This is a genomic window from uncultured Ralstonia sp., from assembly GCA_913056305.1.
In the GTDB taxonomy this organism is placed as follows: Bacteria; Pseudomonadota; Gammaproteobacteria; order Burkholderiales; family Burkholderiaceae; genus Ralstonia.
This window is the reverse complement of record CAJXMR010000092.1, coordinates 1-16810: the sequence shown is the minus strand read 5'-3', so window position 1 is coordinate 16810 and position 16810 is coordinate 1. Positions and strand designations below refer to the sequence as shown.

Genomic DNA, 16810 nt, shown 5'->3' with positions numbered 1-16810 from the left:
CATATCGTTCATGATCGGTTTCCTTTACGGTCGCCCGGCCATCGCAGTCGGCCGGAACGCAACGAGTGTGAAACCGCGGAACTGGACCGAAGACGATCACTCCTCAAGTGATCCAATCAACCCATTCCGCGACTGCGCACACAGTTCACAAAAAAGACGGACGCAGTGTAAGGGAAATTTCCTACCTCTGCAGTCAACTACTCAAACCCGCAAAACCAATGCGGGTGATTGATCCGACCTATCGTCGTGATCGTCGCAAGTGATTCAGGCAACGCGCGGCGCGGCTGCCCTCGGCTGCACGGCAAAGCGCTCGCGGATCGAGGCGAGGATGCCATCCGCGCTCAACCCGCACTGGGCGAGCAGCGCGGCGTGGTCACCATGGTCGACAAAGCGGTCGGGCAGGCCCAGCTGCAGCACGGGCGTTGCCACACCAGCAGCGGCCAGCGCTTCCAGGCAGGCGCTGCCGGCACCGCCCATCACGCAGCCCTCTTCCACGGTGACGACGTAATCGTGCGTACGTGCCATCTCCAGCACGCAGGCCACGTCCAGTGGCTTGACGAAGCGCATGTTGACCACGCTCGCGTCGAGTCGCTCGGCGGCGGCCATGGCCGGAGCGACCATCGAGCCGAACGCCAGGATCGCCACACGCTGGCCTGCCGGCGCGGTGGATGTGCGGCGCACCTCGGCCTTGCCGACCGGCAGCGGCTCCAGCGACGGCTGCACGGCCACGCCCGCGCCGGCACCACGCGGATAGCGCACCGCCGTCGGGCAGTCCTGCGCAAACGCCGTGGAGAGGAGCTGGCGGCATTCGTTCTCGTCGGCCGGCGTCATCACCATCATGTTGGGGATGCAGCGCAGGAAGGCGATGTCGTAGGCGCCGGCATGTGTGGCGCCATCCGCGCCGACCAGGCCCGCGCGGTCCAGCGCGAACACCACCGGCAGGTTCTGCAGCGCCACGTCGTGGATCAACTGGTCGTAGCCGCGCTGCAGGAAGGTCGAATAGATGGCGACGACGGGCTTGAGGCCCTCGCACGCCAGGCCGCCGGCAAACGTCACGGCATGCTGCTCGGCGATGCCGACGTCGTAGTAGCGATCGGGGAAGCGCTGCTCGAACTCCACCATGCCCGAGCCCTCGCGCATGGCAGGCGTGATGCCGACCAGGCGCTTGTCGGCAGCGGCCATGTCGCACAGCCATTGGCCGAATACCTGCGTGTACGTGACCTTGGCCGGACGCGCGGCGGGCTTGATGCCCTCCTGCGGGTTGAACTTGCCCGGGCCGTGATACAGGATCGGGTCGGCCTCGGCCAGCTTGTAGCCCTGGCCCTTCTTGGTGACCACGTGCAGGAACTGCGGCCCGCCGCCTTCCAGCGCGCGCCGGCGGATGTTCTGCAGCGTCGGCACGAGAGACTCGAGATCGTGCCCGTCGATCGGCCCAATGTAGTTGAAGCCGAACTCCTCGAACATGGTGGCCGGCACGAACATGCCCTTGGTGTGTTCCTCGAAGCGCTTGGCGAATTCGAGCACCGGCGGCGCGACCGACAACAGCTTCTCCACGCCCTTCTTGGTGGCCGCGTAGAACTGGCCGCTCATCAGGCGCGCCAGATAGCGGTTCAGCGCCCCCACCGGCGGCGAGATCGACATGTCGTTGTCGTTGAGCACCACCACCAGCGGCACGTCCTTATAGACACCCGCGTTGTTCATCGCCTCGAAGGCCATACCGGCGCTCATCGCCCCGTCGCCGATCACGGCGATGGCGACGCGGTCCTCACCGTTGGTCTTGGCGCCCAGGGCCATGCCCAGCGCGGCCGAGATCGACGTGGACGAGTGCGCGGTGCCGAAGGTGTCGTACGGGCTCTCGCTGCGGCGCGGGAAGCCGGAGATGCCGTCGAGCTGGCGCAGCGTGGGCATCTGCTCGCGACGGCCCGTGAGGATCTTGTGCGGATAGCTCTGGTGGCCGACGTCCCACACGATGCGGTCATCCGGCGTGTGGAAGACGTAGTGCAGCGCGATGGTCAGCTCGACCGTGCCCAGGTTCGACGACAGGTGGCCGCCCGTCTGCGAGACGGCGTCGAGCACGAAGGCGCGCAGCTCGTCGGCCAGGGGCCCGAGTTGGCGGCGGTCCAGGCGGCGCAGGTCGGCCGGATCGTCGATGGTGTTGAGGAGTTCGTACGTCATGTGGGACCGCCGCTCAGGCGTTTTGGCAAAGACTTCTACCGTCGATGCAATGTTGTTCAGTGGCCGCGCCGCACGATCAGGTCGGCCATCTCGGCCAGCCGGACGGTGCGGGCTTCGCCCAGTTCACGGGCAAGCTGCGCAACCGCCGCGCCCGCTGCGGCATGCAATTCATCGGCCAGCGCCCGCGCCCGGTCCAGCCCGAGGATGGACACATAGGTCGGCTTGTCGTTGGCCTCGTCCTTGCCGGCGGTCTTGCCCAGCGTGGCGGTGTCGGCCGTCACGTCGAGGATGTCATCGACCACCTGGAACGCCAGGCCAACCGCGCCTGCATAGGCATCCACCTGCTCCAGCGCGGCGGCACTCAGTTTCGTACCCTCCGCGGCGCACAGCGCACCCATGCGCAGGCTGGCGCGCAGCAGCGCACCGGTCTTCATGCGATGCATCGCTTCCAGCGCGTCCTGCGACAGGGCCACGCCCACGCTCTGCAGGTCGATCGCCTGGCCGCCGGCCATGCCCAGCGAGCCCGATGCGCGCGCCAATTCCGCCACCAGCACCGCGCGTGTCGCCGGACTCACGGCACCCAGCTCCGCCAGCACGATGAACGCCTGCGTCTGCAAGGCATCGCCGACCAGCAGGGCCGTCGCTTCATCATAGGCGCGATGCACGGTCGGGCGGCCGCGGCGCAGGTCGTCGTCGTCCATGCAGGGCATGTCGTCGTGGACCAGCGAATAGGCGTGGATCATCTCCACCGCGCAGCTCACGCCGTCGAGCGCCTCGGGCGAGGCCTCGCCCAGCGCACCGGCGGCATGCGCCAGCAGCGGACGCACGCGCTTGCCGGCACCGAGCGTGGCGTAGCGCATGGCGGCGTGCAGGCGTTGCGGCACAACGGTTTCCGCCGGCAGCGCGCGTTCGAGCGCGGTTTCCGTCCGTGCGACCACGGACGCCATCCATTGGGCGAAATCGCTCATGCGCCGCCCTGTTCGTTCGTATTGCCGTCGTCAGCGAGCGGCTTGAGGGCGTCGCCGTCGAGCACGCGCACTTGCTGCTCGACGCGCTCCAGCACCTGCTGGCAATACTTCACCAGCTCGGCCCCGCGTCGGTACGCCGCAAGCGAGGCCTCCAGCGGCAATTCACCGGATTCCATGCTGGCAACGAGGGTTTCGAGTTCGGCCATGGCCGCTTCATACGAAGCCGGCGCAGACGGGGCAGAGGCGGTTGCGTCGCTCGGGGCGACGGCGGGGGCACGAGGCATGCCGGTGGCGAATCAGAAAAGGACAATCTGGCATTTTACGGCAATTCCATGCCGGTTCCGCGTGCCGGCCACATCACGGCCTGGGGCCGCTTGCAACGGGCTGACGACCTGAAGACTGGCTGACGCGATGCTCGCCTACCGCAAAAATATGACGAGAATCAGACACTTATCGTGACCCCCGGGGTACAATCCCCCCCTTCCTCCAAAGGCCGGGCCGGCGCACGCCGCTCCGCACGATGGTTTGGGTCTGTTGGCCCATAAAACGTATGGTCGTTGGCCCAAGCGGGGGCCAGCAGGCGCTCGTTTCCTATCTCAACAGACCCTAGGCCACCTGCCGATGGCGTCCTTCCCCAAATCGAATTTTTCGATGGTTGGGTTGTTCACTACTTTCACCGTTATTGGGAGTGGGGATAATGTCCAATCTCAGCGCCGCACTGAACCTGGTGCCGTCTGAAACCCAGCTGCCCGTCTCTGCTTACTTCGACGAGGCGCTGTATCAAACTGAAATCGAACGTCTGTTCAAGCATGGCCCGGGTTACGTCGGCCATGAGTTGATGGTCCCCGAGGTGGGCGACTATCACACGCTTGCCGCCGAGGCCGAAGGCCGCGTGCTGGTGCGCAATCCGAACGGCGTCGAACTGCTTTCCAATGTGTGCCGGCACCGCCAGGCGATCATGCTCAATGGGCGCGGCAATGCCCAGAACATCGTCTGCCCGCTGCACCGCTGGACGTACGACCTGCAGGGCGACCTGCTGGGCGCGCCGCACTTCGAGCAGCAGCCGTGCGTGCACCTGTCGCGCTCGCCGCTGCAGAACTGGAACGGCCTGCTGTTCGAGGGCAAGCGCGACGTGCGCGAAGACCTCGCCCGCCTGGGCGTGGCGGGCGATCTCGACTTCTCCGGCTACATGCTCGACCACGTCGAGGTGCACGACTGCAACTACAACTGGAAGACCTTCATCGAGGTGTATCTGGAGGACTACCACGTCGTGCCCTTCCACCCGGGCCTGGGCCAGTTCGTCTCCTGCGACGACCTGGAATGGGAGTTCGGCGAGTGGCACAGCGTGCAGACGGTCGGCATCCACGCCGGTTTGCGCAAACCGGGCTCGCCCGCGTACCAGAAGTGGCACGACGCCGTGCTGCGCTTCAACAACGGCGAGATGCCGAAGTACGGCGCGGTGTGGCTCACGTACTACCCGAACGTGATGGTGGAGTGGTACCCGAACGTGCTGGTGGTCTCGACGCTGCATCCGCTGGGCCCGACCAAGACGCGCAACGTGGTCGAGTTCTATTACCCGGAAGAGATCGTCCTGTTCGAGCGCGAATTCGTCGAGGCCGAGCGCGCCGCTTACATGGAAACCTGTATCGAGGACGACGAGATCGCCGAGCGCATGGACGCCGGCCGACTGGCCCTGCTCAAGCGCGGCACCAGCGAGGTCGGCCCCTACCAGTCGCCCATGGAAGACGGCATGCAGCACTTCCACGAGTGGTATCGGCGCGTCATGGAATACTGACCGTAGGCATCCGCCGCCTTCCGCGTCACAATACGAACGGTGCAACCCACGTGGCCTGCACCGTTTTTTTTCGCCCCGCCGCCCCTGTTGTCCGCCCTCACCATGTCCGCAAATACCACGACTGAAGTCGTCCAAACGGCCGCCCAGACGGCCGACAACGCCTCCCGCCAATCGCTGTGGATGATCCTCGCCGCATTCGCCTTCTCGGCGATGGGCGTGTGCGTGAAGCTCGCCTCGGCGCACTACAGCACCGGCGAGATCGTGTTCTACCGCAGCGTGATCGGCATGATCGTGATGGGCGCGATCCTGGCCAAGACGGGTGCGGGCATCCGCACGCCCTACCTCACCTCGCACATCAAGCGCAGCGTGTTCGGGGTGACCTCGCTGCTGCTGTGGTTCACGTCGATCAGCCTGCTGCCGCTGGCCACGGCCATGACGCTGAACTACATGTCGCCGGTGTGGATCGCGCTGATCATCGGCGCGGGCGCCACCCTGGCCGGCAAGACCGGCGGCGCCGACCGCAAGATGGTCAGCGCGATCCTGATGTCGTTCATCGGCGTGATCTGCCTGCTGCAGCCGAGCGTGGGTGCGTCGCAGATGACGGGCGGCATGGTCGGACTGGTGTCGGGCGTGTTCACGGCGCTCGCTTACGTGGAAGTGCGCCAGCTCGGCGACTTGGGCGAGAACGAAGCGCGCATCGTGTTCTATTTCTCGCTGATCAGTGCAATTGCCGGCGGCGTGTGGATGCTGATCGGCGGCGCGCAGTCGCATACTTGGCACAGCGCCGGCCTGCTGCTGGCGGTGGGCCTGCTGGCCACGCTCGGCCAGACCGCCATGACGCGCGCCTACAAGCGCGGCAATACCCTGCTGACTGCAAACCTTCAATACACCGGCATTGTCTTTGCCAGCGGCTGGGGTATGTTGCTGTGGCACGACCATCTGAATGCGCTGTCGTGGCTGGGCATGGCCCTCATCATCGGCAGCGGCATCGTGACCACGGTCATGCGTGCCCGCCAGTCGGGCACCGAGCATCCGACCCCGCAGACCGCCGTGTCCGGGCCGGAAGCCGAGATTCACCCGGAAGTCTGATCCCAGGAGATTGCTGTCATGAGCGAACGCGCTCCCCGCACCACCACCCTGATCACCGCACCGCAGCTGGCTGCGCTCCAGCAGAGCGCGCCGGCTGCCACCGTCGTCATCGATTGCAGCTTCGACCTCGCCAACCCTGCGGCCGGGCGCGATGCGTATCACGCCAGCCATATTCCCGGTGCGTTCTACCTGCACCTGGACAACGAGCTGTCCGGCCCCAAGACCGGCACCAACGGCCGCCACCCGCTGCCGGATGCCGACGCACTGGTCGCGCGGCTGCGGGCACTGGGCGTCAATGACGACACCCAGGTTGTCGCCTACGACCGCCAGGGCAGCATGTATGCCGCGCGCCTGTGGTGGCTGCTGCGCTGGGTCGGCCACGCCGATGTGGCCGTGCTTGATGGCGGCCTGGCCGCGTGGGAAGCCGCAGGCCTGCCGGTCAACAGCGTGGTGCCGGACGAATTGCAGCTGAGCGCCACACCGGGCCAGCTGACCCGCAAACCGTCGCTGGCGCCCGTGGTCACCGCCGACATCGTCATGAAGCGCCTCGGACAGGCGGACAAACCCGTCCTCGACGCCCGTGCGCCCGACCGCTACCGCGGCGAGAACGAAACGCTGGACCCGGTCGGCGGCCATATCCCCGGTGCGCGCAACCGCTTCTTCCGTGACAACCTGCAGGCCGATGGCACCTATAAACCGGCCGAACAGCTGCGCGCAGACTTCGAAGCCGTGCTGGCCGGCGCCAAGCCGGCAGACGTGATGCTGCAATGCGGCTCCGGCGTGACCGCGTGCCACAACGCGCTGGCGATGGACGTGGCCGGCCTGACCGGTGCCGCGCTCTACGCTGGCTCGTGGAGCGAGTGGTGCAGCGATCCGTCGCGCCCTGTGGCGACCGGGCCGAACCCCTAATCGCCCGCCCAAAGCAAAAGCCCGGCACTGCCGGGCTTTTTTCATGCGAATCGCGCCGAGCGTCGCTCAGTGTGCGTGGCCATGCAGGCCGCCGGTGAGCAAGAAGATCATCACGACGCCCGCCACAACCAAGGCAATCTGCACGACGGATTCCCGCCAGCGCGGGCGGCGCTTCATCTGTGGCATCAGATCGCACACGGCGATATAGATGAAGCTGCTGGAGGCCACCACCAGCACGTACGGAATCCACGACGTCAGCCGATCCAGCAAGTAGTAACCGAGCACCGCGCCCACCAGCGCGCAGACGCTGCAGATCAGGTTGTAGACGAAGGCGCGCGTCTTGGAGAAGCCGGCGTTGAGCAGCACCATGAAATCGCCGATCTCCTGCGGGATCTCATGCGCGGCAATCGCCAACGCGGTGACGATGCCAACCTTGGTGTCCGCCAGGAAGGCGGCGGCGATGACGATGCCGTCGGAGAAATTGTGCAGGCCGTCGCCGACCAGGATCATCAGGCCGCTGCGCCCGGCCTCCTGCCGGTCGTGCCCGTGATGATGGCCGTGGCCGTCGCCCTCATAGTGGTGCGAGTGGCGGATCAGCGAGATCTTTTCCAGCAGGAAGAAACCCAGCAGCCCGGCCAGCAACGTGGCAAACAGCGCATGCGTATTGGGCTGAATGCCGCGGTGCGCCTCGAACGCCTCGGGCAGCGAATGCAGCAGCGACGTCGCCAGCAGCACGCCGACGGAGAAGCTGACCATGCGGTCGACCATGCGCGACAGCACGGTCAGCGACAGCACGGCGGCGCCCGCCATGCTGCCGATACCCGACAGCGCGGTGGCCAGAAGAATACCTAACAGGGTGGAATCCATGAACTTGCGGCAGAGGCCAACAAACGCAACAGAGTTGCAAGAAGGCAGCGATTGTATGCCGCTTTCGCAACCTTTGCCAGCACCGGCAAAACAAAAGGCCCGCGTGGGGCCTTTCACTCGGGCCGACCTCGGTCAGGCCACGCCGTGGTCCTTGAACCAGGCCAGGCACTTCTTCCAGCCATCCTCGGCGTCGGCCTTGACGTAGCTGGAGCGATAGTCGGAGTGGAAGGCGTGGCCGGCATCCGGATACACGATGATGCGCGAGGCATGCGCTTTCGGATTCTTGGATTTCTCGAGCGCATCCTTCATGACGTTGATGGCGTCCTGGGTGATGCCGGTGTCCTTGGCGCCGTACATGCCCAGCACCGGCGCCTTCAGCTCGTCCACCTTGTCGACCGGCTGCAACGCATTCGGATTGCCCTTCAGCGGGCCGTACCACACCACCGCAGCCTTGATGTCGGGGCTATGCTCGGCAAACAGCCAGACTTGGCGCCCGCCCCAGCAGAAGCCATTGATGCCGATACGCGCCGGATCGCCGCCGTTCTGCTTGGCCCACACCACCGTCGCGTCGAGGTCGCCCTGCACCTGCGCATCAGGCACCTTGGAGACCACGTTGGCGATGACCTCCTGGATGGTGCCATACGCGCGCGGATCGCCCTGGCGCACAAACAACTCGGGCGCGATGGCGAGATAGCCGAGCTTGGCAAAACGCCGGCACACATCCGCGATGTACTCGTGCACGCCGAAGATCTCGCTGACCACAATCACCACCGGCAAGCCCGTCCTGCCCTCGGGCTGCGCGCCGGGTTGGGCCCGATACGCGGGCATCTTGAAGTCGCCCACGGGCACCGTCACCTCGCCCGCCGTGAGGCCCTCGAAGTCCGTCTTGATGGCTTGCGCCGACACCGGCAGCACGGCCGCCGCAAAGGCCGAACCCAGCGCTGTCTTCATGAAGCCACGGCGATCGAAGCTGCGGCCCGGCACCAGACTTTCCACTTCCGCATCCAGCTGCATCGCACTCTCCTAGCGCCCGAAGGCGGTGGCGGTGAACGAAGCGCCTAGTCTACCGGACCGGCTGCTTCGCTGCCGCGCCAGGTATTCGGCCCGGGCGCCTAGTGCAGCTTGACCCGCGGATTCGTCTTGCTGCGTAGCCAGTGCGTGACGGTATCGAGCGACATGCGCACCACGCCGTGCAGCGCCATCACGTGCATGCGATACAGCGAGGTGTACATCAGCCGCGCCATCAGGCCCTCGATGAACATGGTGCCGCCGATCAGCCCGCCCATCAGGCTGCCCACCGCGCTGAAGTGGCCGAGCGACACCAGCGAGCCCAGGTCCTTGAACGCAAACGGCTCGACCGGCTTGCCGTCCATCCGGCGGCGCAGCGCCTTGTACAGATAGGTCGCCTGCTGGTGCGCGGCCTGCGCACGCGGCGGCACACTGGTCGACGCCTCGGGCCACGGGCAGCTCGCGCAGTCGCCAAAGGCGTAGATCGAATCGTCGCCCTCCACCTGCAGCGTGCGCGAGACGACCACCTGCCCCAGCTTGTTGACCGGCAGCCCCAGCTCGCCCAGCACCGCCGGCGCGCGAATGCCTGCTGCCCACACGGTCAGATCGGCCGGGATGGACTTGCCGCTGGCCGTGTTGACGGCGTTGGCGGTGACTTCGGTCACGCGCTCGCCGGTGATCACGTCCACGTTCAGTTTGTGCAGCAGCTTGGTGGTCTCGGCCGAGACGCGCTCGGACAGCACCGGCAGGATGCGCGCCCCACCCTCGATCAGGTGGATACGGATGTCGCGGCGCGGGTCCAGCTTGTGCAGGCCGTAGGCGGCCAGTACGTGCGCGGTGTTGCGCAGCTCGGCCGACAACTCGACGCCCGTCGCGCCCGCGCCGACGATGGCGATGTCCACCTGCGGGCGCGCATCGCCCATGCCGTTCTGCGCGCGCATGCACGCCGAGATCAGCTTGCGGCGGAAGCGCTCGGCCTGCCAGGCGGTGTCGAGTGCGATGGCGTGGTCGGCCGTGCCCGGCACGCCAAAGAAGTGGGTCACGCTACCGATGGACAACACCAGCGTGTCGTAGGCGATGGCGCGCTCGGGCAGCACCTCGGTGCCGTCGGCGTCGAGGCAGCCGGACACGGTAATGGTCTTGGTGGCGCGGTCGAGCGCCTTCAGCTCGCCCTGCTGGAACTCGAAGCCGTGCCAGCGCGCCTGGGCGGCGTATTCGAGCTGGTGGGTGTTCGGGTCCATGCTGCCGGCAGCGACTTCATGCAGCAGCGGCTTCCAGATATGCGTCGGGTTGCGATCGACCAGCACGATTTGCGCGCCCTGCCCACTGCGGCGCTTGCCCAGCTTGTCACCCAGGCGCGTTGCCAGCTCCAAACCACCGGCGCCACCACCCACCACCACGATGCGCGGTCCGCGCGCGCTCTCCGCCTGCCCTGCCATGCCGCTTCTCCTCTGAATGCTCCGAATCACGTGATCTTTCAGATGCAGTCTGCTGCATTGCAAAATCCGCCGCAACCCCAAGCAGGCAGATACGGCGGATCATGAATGGTGCATGCCACGGCCCTCCGCAGCCTGCCTCGGCAAGGAAAGCGGCGCCGCGCCTTGCGGTGCGGGCAGGTGGTCAACGCGTCAGTGGGCTTCTTCCCAGTTGGCGCCCACGCCCACCTCGGCCACCAGCGGCACGCGCAGCGTGGTAACGCCGCACATCAGCTCGGGCAGGCGCTCGCGCACCACGGCCAGCTCGTCCTGCGGCACTTCCAGCACCAGTTCATCGTGCACCTGCATGACCAGGCGCGAGCGCAACGCGTCGGCTTCCAGCCAGCCCTGCACGGCCAGCATCGACAGCTTGATCAGGTCGGCCGCGGTGCCCTGCATGGGCGCGTTGATGGCAGCACGCTCGGCAGCCTGGCGGCGCGGGCCGTTGCCGCCGTTGATGTCGGGCAGCCACAGGCGGCGGCCGAAGACGGTCTCGACATAACCGCGTTCGCGCGCGGTCTGGCGGGTCTCGTCCATGTAGCGGGCGGCGCCGGGATAGCGGGCGAAGTAGCGGTCGATATAGAGCTTGGCGGCATCGCGGCCGATGCCGAGGTTGCTGGCCAGCCCGAACGCGCTCATGCCGTAGATCAGGCCGAAGTTGATGACCTTCGCGACGCGCCGCTGGTCGGCTGTCACCTCCAGCGGGGTCACGCTGAACACCTCGGCAGCGGTCGCGCGGTGCACGTCCTGGCCTTCCTGGAACGCGCGCATCAGGCCTTCGTCCTGCGACAGGTGGGCCATGATGCGCAGCTCGATCTGCGAGTAGTCGGCCGAGACGATCACGCAGCCCTCGGGCGCAATGAAGGCCTCGCGGATGCGCCGCCCCTCTTCCGTGCGCACTGGGATGTTCTGCAGGTTCGGGTCGGTTGAGGCGAGGCGCCCCGTCACGGCCGTGGCCTGCCCGTAGGTGGTGTGGACCCGGCCAGTGCGCGGGTTGACCATCTTCGGCAGCTTGTCGGTGTAGGTGGACTTGAGCTTGGCCAGGCCCCGGTAGTCCAGCAACAGTTTCGGCAGCGGGTAGTCTTCGGCCAGCTTCTGCAGCACTTCTTCGTCGGTCGACGGGGCGCCGCTGGCAGTCTTCTTGATGACCGGCAGCTTCAACTGCGTAAAGAAGATCTCGCCGATCTGCTTGGGTGAATTCAGGTTGAACGGCTGACCGGCCAGCGCGTGGGCCTCGACCTCCAGCTGCAGCAGGCGTTGGCCGATTTCGGTGCTCTGCCTGGCAAGACGCTCGGCGTCGATCAGCACGCCGTTGCGCTCCATCTTCTGCAGCACGACGGAGGTCGGCATCTCGATCTGCTCGTAGACGTAGTCGAGCTTGTCGTCCGCCGCCACCTTCGGGTACAGAGCACGATGCAGGCGCAGCGTGATGTCGGCATCCTCGGCGGCGTATTCGGTGGCGCGGTCGAGCGGCACTTCGTCAAAGCCGATCTGCGATGCGCCCTTGCCGCACACCTCTTCATACGTGATGGTCTTCAGGTGCAGCACGCGCTCGGCCAGGGCATCCATGCCGTGGTTGCGGTGCGACTCCAGCACGTAGGACTGCAGCATGGTGTCGTGCGCGATGCCGCGCAGCGCGATGCCATGGTTGGCAAACACGTGCGCGTCGTACTTCAGATGCTGACCGACTTTCTTCTGCGCCTCGTCTTCGAGCCACAGCTTCATGCGTGCGAGCACCGTGTCGCGCGACAGTTGCGCGGCGGCGTCCAGCCCCACCACGTCCGGCCCGCGATGCGCGACCGGGATATAGCACGCCTCGCCCGGCGTGACCGACAGCGAGAGTCCAACCAGCTGCGCCAGCATCGGTTCGATCGAGGTCGTCTCGGTGTCGATGCAGACGAGATCAGCCTCGTCCAGCTTGCGCATCCACGATTCGAGCTGCGCTTCGGTGGTGACGGTCTCGTACTTGACTTCAGCCGGCGCGGCCTCGACGTCGAACAGGCTGGCCTGCTGTTGTTGCGCGGCGGCTTCGGCCGCATAGTTCTTGACCGGCGTGGCGGCCTTGCGCGCGGCGCCCACGCTGCGCGTGTCGGGCAGCGTATCGCCTGAGGCCTCGCGCAACCAGGTCTTGAAACCGTAGCGGCTGAAGAAATCGACCAGTTCAACCTTGTCTTCGGCGCCATCGAGCAGCGCATCGAAGGTCGGCACTTCCTTGGCGAGATCGCAGTCGAGCTTGACGGTCAGCAGCTCGCGGCCCTTGGGCAGCCACTCGAGCGTGTTGCGCAGGTTCTCGCCCACCACGCCCTTGATCTCGCCGGCACGGGCCATGACGTTGTCGAGCGTGCCGAATTCGGCCAGCCACTTCACCGCCGTCTTCGGGCCTACCTTGGGTACGCCCGGCACGTTGTCGACTGTGTCGCCGATCAGCGAGAGATAGTCGACGATGCGCTCCGGCGGCACGCCGAACTTGGCCTGCACGCCGGCCGGGTCGAGCGTCTCGTTGGTCATGGTGTTGACCAGCGTGACGTGGCTGTTCACCAGTTGGGCGAGGTCCTTGTCGCCCGTCGACACGATGGTGCGCACGCCTTCGCGGGTCGCCCGTTCGGCCAGGGTGCCGATCACGTCGTCGGCCTCCACGCCCTCCACCACCAGGATGGGCCAGCCCAGTGCGCGTACGGCTTCGTGGATGGGTTCGATCTGCTGGCGCAGGTCGTCGGGCATCGGCGCGCGATGCTCCTTGTAGGCGGGATACATGTCGTCGCGAAAGGTCTTGCCTTTGGCGTCGAAAATGCAAGCGCTATACTTGGCCGGGTAGTCGTTGCGCAGCTTGCGCAGCATGTTCACGATGCCGTAGATGGCCCCCGTAGGGAACCCTTCTCCATTGCGCAAGTCGGGCAGTGCGTGATAAGCACGGTACAGATAACTCGAGCCATCGACGAGCAACAGCGTTTCTTGACTTTCCGACATTCCCATGGACTCTAATGTGACTGGAACGCCCGAGGGCGTCTCCAACAATGGCGCTTCCGCTGAGGGCGGCGTGGCGAAGCAGGCTGCTGGTGCGTCCCCGGCCGACATGGACGTCAACGTGACGGTCGGCGCGGACCATCCTGTGGAGGTGGGCTCCGCCAAATCCGACAAAGCCGACACTGGGCCCGACCGCACCGACCGCAAGATGATCCCGAGCCTGCGGGCACTCGCCGATGAGGAACGCGCCACCGCAAAGAAAGCGCGCGCCTCCTGGCAGATGTTCACGATTATGGCAGAGTTCATCGAGGCGACCGAGTACCTCTCGGAGATCCGTCCGGCCGTCTCGATCTACGGCAGCGCGCGCCTGCGCGAGGATTCGCCGTACTACGATCGCACCATCGAAATCGCCCGCCTGTTCTCGGATGCGGGCTTCGCCGTTATCTCCGGCGGCGGCCCAGGCATCATGGAAGCGGCCAACAAGGGCGCGCATGCGGGCAAGTCCGCCAGCGTGGGCCTGAACATCGAGTTGCCGCACGAGCAGCAGGGCAATCCGTACCAGGACATCTCGATGCGGTTCCGCCATTTCTTCACGCGCAAGGTCACCTTCGTGAAGAACTCCGACGCCTTCATCGTCATGCCCGGCGGCTTCGGTACGCTGGACGAACTGGCCGAAGTGCTGACGCTGGTGCAGACCGGCAAGTCGCGCAGCGTGCCGGTGGTGATGTTCGGCAGCCGCTTCTGGAAGGGCCTGCTCGACTGGTTCCGCTTCACGCTGCTGCCGATGGGATTGATCGCCGAGCACGACCTCGACATCATGCGCATCGTCGATGAACCCAAGGACGCGCTCGACGCCGTCTATGAGTTCTACGAAAAGCGCGAAGGCACCTCGCCGATCCCGCCGAAGGAAGAGATGTTCTACCTGTAAGCCCGAGGGGCAATGGCAGTGGTCCTGGACTGTTAGAATGTGAAGTCCCGGACCATTGCTGGAGTCCATCATGGATTCGCTGTTTTCTCCGACGGTGCGTGCCGCCTCGGCTGCACCGCGCGCGCGCCTGATGCGCCACGCGGGCGTGCTGGCCGCCGTCGCCTGCCTGTTTGCCCTGCCCGTCATGTCCGCCCATGCCGACGTGACGCCGGACAGCGCCGGCCTGGACGTGCCTGACGTCAAGGCCATCAACAACCAGCCGATCGCCAAGCCGACCAAGGGCGCGATCCACCATGAAGCCGTCAAGCCGAGCTTCGAATACCGCGACAACGACGGCACCCAGGTCGAGGAATACCGCTTCCAGAAGGGCCAGGCGCCGGACATCCACGTCAAGTCGGGCATGGGCACGTCCTACAACATGAGCAAGCCCGAAGACAGCTCCCCGCGCATCCGTGAGCGCGGCGACGTCGACCGCGTACCGTCGGTCAACCTCCTGAAGTTCTGAATCGCAAGACGCCACGCGTGTGGCGCGCCGGCGCGGCAAGGCTGACTTGCCGCGCTGTCTCCTTCACCCCTTTCCCGTTTCTTGAAGCATGGCTGTTTTCACCCCGGTCACCGACGCCGAGATCGCCCTCTGGCTGGATCAATACGATGTGGGCACGGTCCGCGCGTTTCGCGGCATTCCCTCGGGGATCGAGAACACCAACTTCTTCCTGACCACGGAAAAGGATGGGCAGACGCACGAATACGTCGTGACCCTGTTCGAGCGGCTGACGCTTGAACAACTGCCGTTCTACCTGTACCTGATGCAGCATCTGGCGCAGCACGACATTGCCGTGCCGGCGCCGATTCCCGGCCGCGACGGCGAGATCCTGCGCACGCTCAAGGGCAAGCCCGCCACCATCGTGACGCGCTTGGCCGGCCGCTCCAACCTGGCGCCCACGGTGTCCGAATGCGCCATCGTCGGCGACATGCTGGCGCGCATGCACCTGGCCGGGCTGGACTACCCGCGCCATCAGCCGAACCTGCGCAGCCTGCCGTGGTGGAACGAGGTCGTGCCCGACATCGTGCCCTTCGTGCATGGCGATACGCGCGACATGCTCGTCAACGAACTGACGCACCAGCAACGCTTCTTCGCCAGCACGGACTACGCCGCGCTGCCCGAAGGCCCGTGCCACTGCGACCTGTTCCGCGACAACGTGCTGTTCGAACCGGCCACGGACGACCAACCCGAGCGCCTGGGCGGCTTCTTCGATTTCTATTTCGCAGGCGTCGACAAATGGCTGTTCGACGTGGCGGTGACAGTCAATGATTGGTGCATCGACCTCGCCACCGGCGTGCTCGATGCCGAGCGCACGCGCGCCATGCTGCACGCCTATCACGCGGTGCGCCCGTTCACGGACGCCGAATCGCGCCACTGGCAGGACATGCTGCGCGCCGCCGCGTACCGCTTCTGGGTATCGCGCCTGTGGGACTTCCACCTGCCGCGCGACGCTGAACTGCTGCAGCCGCACGACCCGACCCATTTCGAGCGCGTGCTGCGCGAGCGGGTCCGGGCCGAGGCACTCCCTCTGGATATCCCCGCACAATGCAACTGATCGAAGTACCGGCCAAGCAGGGCTACGTCTGGCTGCGCCAGGGCGCGTGGCTGTTCCGCAAGAACCCGATCGGGTTCCTGCTGCTGTCGATCATCCCCGCCTTCGTGATCATGTTCACGCTGGCATTTCTGCCGCCCGCGCTGCTGCTCCTGCAGGTGCTGGCGCCGGCCGTGCTGGTCGGCTTCATGTCGGCGTGCCGCGATGCGGTGGCCGGCAAGCCGATCGGACCGTCAGCGCTGCTGGCGGGCTTCCGCGCCTACGGTAAGGACGCGGCGCGTGGTCTCTGGCGCCTGGGCCTGATCCACATGGCGCTGTTTCTCGTCATCACCTTCCTGCTGTCGACGCAGGTAGACCCGGACGTTGCTTCTGCCGTGCTGGAAGGCAAGGCCACGCCCGATGCCATCCGGCAGCTCTACCTGATCACGATCGCCGGGCTGGTGCTGTACACGCCGGTGGCCGCGCTGTTCTGGTTCTCACCGCTGCTGGTCGCATGGCACGGCATTCCGGTCAGGAAGGCGCTGTTCTTCAGCTGGATCGCGGTGTGGCGCAACCGCATGGCGTTCCTGCTGTATGTGTTGTTGTTCGCGGTGCTGTCGACCGCCGTGCCATCGTTCGTCGAGGGAGCGCTCGCGGCAATCGGTGCGGGGGAGATCGCGCCCGTGCTGCTGATTCCGTACCAGATGGTCGTGGTCGCCATCCTCTATTGCTCGATGTACGCGACTTATCGCGGCTGCTTCAACGTGTCGCAAGCGGCCGGCCAGACCACCAACACGACGGCCTGACCGACTGCGCGTGAGAAACGCGATCAGGGCGAAGCGCAGCGGTTCTGGCGGTTTGGCGGCGCCGCAGACAGTACAGGGAGTACGGCAAGGCGCCGCCAAACCGCCAGAATCGTCCTGATCGCGTTTCTCAGTTGATCGGGTCCAGCTTGGCGATGCCCAGCGCCAGCACCTTCACGCCGTGGCGGTTGAACTTGATGTGGGCGCGCGCCTCGGCGCCCTCGCCTTCCAGCGTCGTGATGACGCCTTCCCCGA

The 16810-nt window shown here is 66.0% G+C and carries 14 protein-coding genes; 7 read left to right on the top strand and 7 right to left on the bottom strand.

The window, feature by feature from the left end:
• Nucleotides 1–264: 264 nt before the first annotated feature.
• Genes dxs through QZ609_RS15120 form a run of 3 tightly spaced genes read right to left on the bottom strand, consistent with a single transcriptional unit; the run spans nucleotide 265 to nucleotide 3427 of the window.
• Nucleotides 265–2175 (bottom strand): 1-deoxy-D-xylulose-5-phosphate synthase, encoded by a 1911-nt coding sequence (gene dxs, locus QZ609_RS15130; RefSeq protein WP_295496355.1) that lies wholly within the window; start codon nucleotides 2173–2175, stop codon nucleotides 265–267.
• 56 nt (nucleotides 2176–2231) lie between these two features.
• Nucleotides 2232–3143: a polyprenyl synthetase family protein gene (locus QZ609_RS15125; RefSeq protein WP_295496352.1), complete on the bottom strand. Its 912-nt coding sequence runs from the start codon at nucleotides 3141–3143 to the stop codon at nucleotides 2232–2234.
• A complete protein-coding gene (locus tag QZ609_RS15120) occupies nucleotides 3140–3427 on the bottom strand; it encodes an exodeoxyribonuclease VII small subunit (protein ID WP_295496349.1) in 288 nt (95 codons plus the stop codon). Before QZ609_RS15120 ends, QZ609_RS15125 begins: the two co-directional genes overlap by 4 nt.
• A gap of 413 nt (nucleotides 3428–3840) precedes the next feature.
• Between QZ609_RS15120 and QZ609_RS15115 the strand changes: the two genes are divergently transcribed.
• The 3 genes from QZ609_RS15115 to QZ609_RS15105 all read left to right on the top strand — a co-directional run bounded on the left by QZ609_RS15115 (nucleotide 3841) and on the right by QZ609_RS15105 (nucleotide 6936).
• Nucleotides 3841–4938 (top strand): aromatic ring-hydroxylating dioxygenase subunit alpha, encoded by a 1098-nt coding sequence (locus tag QZ609_RS15115; RefSeq protein ID WP_295496347.1) that lies wholly within the window; start codon nucleotides 3841–3843, stop codon nucleotides 4936–4938.
• 180 nt (nucleotides 4939–5118) lie between these two features.
• Nucleotides 5119–6027: a DMT family transporter gene (locus QZ609_RS15110; RefSeq protein WP_295496357.1), complete on the top strand. Its 909-nt coding sequence runs from the start codon at nucleotides 5119–5121 to the stop codon at nucleotides 6025–6027.
• An 18-nt stretch (nucleotides 6028–6045) separates the two neighbouring features.
• Nucleotides 6046–6936, top strand: coding sequence for a sulfurtransferase (locus QZ609_RS15105; protein WP_295496344.1), 891 nt, complete (start codon nucleotides 6046–6048; stop codon nucleotides 6934–6936).
• 66 nt (nucleotides 6937–7002) lie between these two features.
• On the opposite strand, the gene QZ609_RS15100 is transcribed toward QZ609_RS15105, so the two are convergent.
• The 4 genes from QZ609_RS15100 to polA all read right to left on the bottom strand — a co-directional run bounded on the left by QZ609_RS15100 (nucleotide 7003) and on the right by polA (nucleotide 13253).
• Entirely contained in the window at nucleotides 7003–7803 is an 801-nt protein-coding gene (locus tag QZ609_RS15100; RefSeq protein ID WP_295496341.1) for a ZIP family metal transporter, read from the bottom strand.
• Between the two features lie 132 nt (nucleotides 7804–7935).
• Nucleotides 7936–8817, bottom strand: coding sequence for a dienelactone hydrolase family protein (locus QZ609_RS15095; RefSeq protein WP_295496339.1), 882 nt, complete (start codon nucleotides 8815–8817; stop codon nucleotides 7936–7938).
• 98 nt (nucleotides 8818–8915) lie between these two features.
• A complete protein-coding gene (locus tag QZ609_RS15090; RefSeq protein WP_295496336.1) occupies nucleotides 8916–10250 on the bottom strand; it encodes an NAD(P)/FAD-dependent oxidoreductase in 1335 nt (444 codons plus the stop codon).
• A 189-nt stretch (nucleotides 10251–10439) separates the two neighbouring features.
• A complete protein-coding gene (gene polA / locus QZ609_RS15085) occupies nucleotides 10440–13253 on the bottom strand; it encodes a DNA polymerase I (RefSeq protein ID WP_295496334.1) in 2814 nt (937 codons plus the stop codon).
• Between the two features lie 4 nt (nucleotides 13254–13257).
• Between polA and QZ609_RS15080 the strand changes: the two genes are divergently transcribed.
• The 4 genes from QZ609_RS15080 (at nucleotide 13258) to QZ609_RS15065 (ending at nucleotide 16558) form a co-directional block, all read left to right on the top strand.
• Nucleotides 13258–14178: a TIGR00730 family Rossman fold protein gene (locus QZ609_RS15080; protein WP_295496332.1), complete on the top strand. Its 921-nt coding sequence runs from the start codon at nucleotides 13258–13260 to the stop codon at nucleotides 14176–14178.
• Nucleotides 14179–14248: 70 nt separating this feature from the next.
• Complete coding sequence (locus QZ609_RS15075; RefSeq protein WP_295496329.1) at nucleotides 14249–14683, top strand: hypothetical protein; 435 nt, start codon at nucleotides 14249–14251, stop codon at nucleotides 14681–14683.
• 88 nt (nucleotides 14684–14771) lie between these two features.
• On the top strand, nucleotides 14772–15776 hold the full coding sequence (locus QZ609_RS15070) for a homoserine kinase (protein ID WP_295496326.1): 1005 nt from the start codon (nucleotides 14772–14774) through the stop codon (nucleotides 15774–15776).
• Nucleotides 15767–16558, top strand: coding sequence for a BPSS1780 family membrane protein (locus QZ609_RS15065; RefSeq protein WP_295496323.1), 792 nt, complete (start codon nucleotides 15767–15769; stop codon nucleotides 16556–16558). The genes QZ609_RS15070 and QZ609_RS15065 overlap by 10 nt, the downstream gene beginning before the upstream one ends.
• Nucleotides 16559–16810 lie beyond the last annotated feature (252 nt).